General features: G+C 40.3%; 4 protein-coding genes. 3 read left to right on the forward strand and 1 reads right to left on the reverse strand.

All coding sequences use genetic code 11. The annotated features are described in order from the left end of the window. Window positions 1–798 precede the first annotated feature (798 nt). Genes PN470_RS18430 through PN470_RS18440 form a run of 3 tightly spaced genes read left to right on the forward strand, consistent with a single transcriptional unit; the run spans window position 799 to window position 3143 of the window. Window positions 799–1239, forward strand: a complete 441-nt coding sequence (locus tag PN470_RS18430; RefSeq protein WP_046661902.1) for a Fur family transcriptional regulator — start codon at window positions 799–801, stop codon at window positions 1237–1239. Between the two features lie 58 nt (window positions 1240–1297). Next, window positions 1298–1438, forward strand: a complete 141-nt coding sequence (locus PN470_RS18435; protein ID WP_272104915.1) for a hypothetical protein — start codon at window positions 1298–1300, stop codon at window positions 1436–1438. 58 nt (window positions 1439–1496) lie between these two features. After that, window positions 1497–3143: a DUF3685 domain-containing protein gene (locus PN470_RS18440; protein ID WP_272104916.1), complete on the forward strand. Its 1647-nt coding sequence runs from the start codon at window positions 1497–1499 to the stop codon at window positions 3141–3143. A gap of 163 nt (window positions 3144–3306) precedes the next feature. Here the strand turns inward: PN470_RS18440 and PN470_RS18445 are convergent, their stop codons facing one another. After that, window positions 3307–3876, reverse strand: coding sequence for a TIGR04376 family protein (locus PN470_RS18445; RefSeq protein ID WP_002782823.1), 570 nt, complete (start codon window positions 3874–3876; stop codon window positions 3307–3309). Between the last annotated feature and the right edge of the window lie 433 nt (window positions 3877–4309).

A 4309-nucleotide genomic window follows, 5' to 3' on the forward strand; every position in this document is an offset into this window, starting at 1 on the left:
TAGGAACTTTTTCTATATACATGGCTATCATTCTAGCAAATAGAGAGAATTCTTGTCCATTAAGAAATGTCACAAATTACATGGGTACATCAAGAAAAGTTAAGGGGTGTATCCATTGATGGATAAGGGTTTTCGGCTATTATAGTATATATGTATGGGGGAAGTTCAGTTATACAAGTCACATCTGTCTCCCGATACTAAGCGATTCGACTGACTTTAAATAGAGCTTACAAGCTTTTTTGCCCAACCCTAGTTAATCAGCCTTCAAGAATAAGTAAAAATTATAAATTTAAGGTAAATAATTAAAATATTTAAATATTTGGGGCGATTAGTTCAATGTAACAAGTAAGTTACAAGATTTTGATTTTCCCAGAATTTGCCAAAATTTAGCTGTAAATCGGGGTTGCCTAGATTTAATAATATGGTATGATCGTGGTATGCTGTGGGCTTAGTTTGAGCATTAAACTTTAAATCAACGGAAAACCAAGACAATCAGGGGACTGTGTTGATTCTCTTGCCCAAAAAAAGCCGACAGTGATGAGATTTTTTTATGTTGCAATTTTTGAAGTTTTGTAAAGGCTATTGACTTAAAACCAGAATTGTGCAGGTCGAGAATTTTAGTAGAAATGCTCAAACTCCTCTCCCTTCTCCCTAATCTCCTATACTTTTTAAACAGGATTTAGTATGAGATAACCGCCGTAAGAGGGGCTAAAAACTGGCGCAATGTGGACATCGATCGAAAGACTAAGCTAAACTGGTAATGACTATGTATTAGGGCGGAGGTCAACGGATACAACTATGGACAATTTGGAGGTAAAACAAAAACCGATCCGGTGTTTAGAAGATGCGATCGAAAGGTGTCAAACTTTAGGAATGCGGGTTAGTCGTCAGCGTCGCTATATTTTAGAATTGCTGTGGCAAGCGCAGGAACACCTATCAGCGAGAGAAATTTATGATCGTCTCAATCTGCAAGGAAAGAACATCGGTCATACCTCAGTGTACCAAAACCTAGAGGCTCTATCGGGTCAAGGCATTATCGAATCTGTGGAACGCTGGGACGGCAGACTTTACGGCAACATCAGCGACTCCCACAGTCACGTCAATTGTCTGGACAGTCAAGAAATCATCGATGTGCATATCCAACTTCCCCCGGAATTAATTAAACAGGTCGAGGCATCGACGGGGGTAAAAATTACCGATTATCGCATCGATTTCTATGGCTATAAACAAAATAAATGAGCCAGATAACTGTATAATTGGCCCTGTGAATAGTATCCGTTGACAGGCTGCAACTCTTGTGATCGATCGCCCTCTCACCCTAATTATCATCGATAATGACCCGATTTTCCGCTTAGGTCTGGTGCAGGCCTTGTCATCGACGGGGGTAAAAATTACCGATTATCGCATCGATTTCTATGGCTATAAACAAAACAAATGAGCCAGATCACTGTATAATTGACCCTGTGAATAGTATCCGTTGACAGGCTGCAACTCTTGTGATCGATCGCCCTCTCACCCTAATTATCATCGATAATGACCCGATTTTCCGCTTGGGTCTGGTGCAGGCCTTGTCGCAGATAGAAAATATTAGTATCGTCACCGAAGGGGATTTAGAAACAATTTTCGCCTTGACTCTTAATCCGGCCCCCGAAATTATTATTATTGATCCTCTCTTTGATTGGTCTTACTGTGAAATTCTCCACTCTCGCTATCCCGAAAGTAAAATTGTTCTATTAACCTTTCCTCTCGACTCCCGACAGCAACTAATCGCCAGAGAATTAGGCATCGCCGGTTATATTCCCAAAGGCACAAACCTAGAGCAATTTATCACTATTTTAGGGCAAATTTCCCGGGATGAATCCCACGATGTTGTCCCTTCCCCTCTCACCATTGCTACCCGTGCAAGTTTAGCTCCTAGCCATTGGTTAATCGCTGCCGGAAGAACGGGATTAAATCGCATCGAAAGTGAATTACATTTAATTGATCTCCATCTCAATCAACAGTCTTTATCCGGCTTTGATCGCTTTTATTGGCAGGGAAGAAAACGAGAACTTTTAGCAGCCCTATGGCTAGTGAGAAAACTAATTCCCTTGGAAGGTAGCTATTACAATTCAGCTTCAGCGACACCCTCGGTAATAATTAACAATATCGATCGGGAATTACCAATTTTAAGCCGCGAGCGTCCCCTCTGTGTTTCGGCGGTTTTTGAGTCCACTTTAGCAGTCATTCGATCGCCTTTAATTAATAGAACAAAGATTAGTTTTGAAATTGATGTTTTACAGGATAATCGGCAACGGGAATTATTATATTTAGTTCTCGATGAAATTCGTAAAAATGTCGATGAAATGAGATATTTACAGGTTAGCAGCGGGGAATTAACCAGTCGCTTAAATCTGATTATTTACGATATCTGGGAGAAAGTTACGCGTAAATTTTTAGAAATTAATGCCTCGGTTTATGACGAAATTAGTAAAGGCAAACTTAACGAAATTATTCTGGAAGAAAGAGAGGCAATTCAAATAGAAATCCTCAATAAAATTCCTTTTACTCTTGACTTATTTTCCTATTTAGTGTACGAAAATAGTTTAACTATTGACGGAGTAGAATACCGAGCTAATGCTCCTGAAACTATCGCCAGAGCCGAAATTATCCTGCAAAATCTCATTCATAATATTGCCAATGCGGTGACGGTAATTATTCTCAATAACTTCTCGGAATCGGAAAGAATCAAACAAAAACTTTACCGGTCAGAATTTCTCATCGCCAGAAAATTAGCTAAAATCCGCAATGAATTATCTTGGAAATACCGACGGCAACAATACTGGCAAGAACCTAAAGATATCTTTGAAAGTCAATATCAATTATTTCACTATAGCGATGGAGAAATCCAATCTCTAGCCATTTATTCCCCCCGACAGGAAGAATTAAACAGTTTAACAGGCATACCCTGGTTAGTTTCGATCGCCTTAGAATTAAGAGACTCTTTATCCCCTCGTTTACGCGCTTTTTTTCGGGTGGTGGGTAATGGAGTAGTCTATATCCTTATCCAAGTTATCGGTAGGGGTATTGGTTTAGTAATTCGTGGGGTTTTACAGGGAGTCGGTAACACTTGGCAGGAAGTCAAAGGTAAAAAGGGATCATGAATTAAGTAGTCGTGCAAAATTAATTTCCTAGTCGAGACAGGAGACGGGATACAGCTATTAGGGATCGGATTTGAGTTTTCAGTTCACTGTTTACTCACAGCAGAAGTCTGACGGAGTAGTGGCTTAGATGTGTAATTAATTGTGCTTAGATACTTAACAGTAATTATCGTCCCATTTCTCGCTTTAATTTTTTCAATTCTTCTTCCATTTCCCATTCTTTAAATTTTAGATCGAGATTATCGTAGTTCGAGCGCTGATAGTCCGATTCTTGGGGTTGATCCCAAAAAGTGGTTTCCCAGTCACGCGACTGATTTTTAGGGGCTTTTTCGGCTTTAATTTGCACTTCTTGACGACGTTGTTGGACCTGTTGCAGTAACTCTTGGGATTGAGTCAGACGTTTTTTCACCCCTTCCATCCGTCCCCAAAGTTGATTACCCTGACGAAATAGAGCCGCCTCGCGTTCACTGGCAGCCTTAACCAAGTCCTGCCGTCCAGCAGCCTTAGCCTTATCAATTCTAGCGTGCCAAGTTTGGATATCTTGGGCAGTGGCCAAAATTTGCTGTTCGAGACGTTGACGCTCATTTTCTAGAGCGCTAATCAGTTTAGCCGTATCGCGCTCCTGTTCGCGCAGTTGTTCCACCAGCGCCTGTAATTCTAATTGGGGATGACTTTTGAGAAATTCTTCCAGTTGGGTTTCAAGAAAGCGACTAACATCATCAAATAGATTGCCCATCTGTGCAGTATCCTAAATTTGCAATTAAAGTCTAGGAGCGATTTTAATCCCCCTCTTCTTAGCATAGGCTAGATCAACCCTAGATTTAAATATATGTGGGAAAAGTAGTACAAAAATGTTATTCGGCTGCCAGTTAGGGACGGGGAAACCAGTATGATAAAACTAAGTAGCTGGTTATAATTAAATTAAAAATGGATTTTAGGTTCGATCCCCCCCCCTTGATAAGGGGGGTGCCGATCCCCCCTTAGTCCCCCCTTAATAAGCTGTCCTTTAGTCACATCTTTCTTAACATTTCAAACCTTTGTAGCACAAGGCTTTCAAGACTCGGTTAACAATTTGTAATATTCCTTGTTGACACCCTTACTGACAAAGAAAAAACTGAAATCAAGTCAGGATAAGGGTTGGAGTGCTTACTGCAAAAATTGTTAAGAAA

The sequence above is a fragment of the Microcystis sp. CS-574 genome (assembly GCF_028329095.1).
Classification (GTDB): Bacteria; Cyanobacteriota; Cyanobacteriia; order Cyanobacteriales; family Microcystaceae; genus Microcystis; species Microcystis ichthyoblabe_A.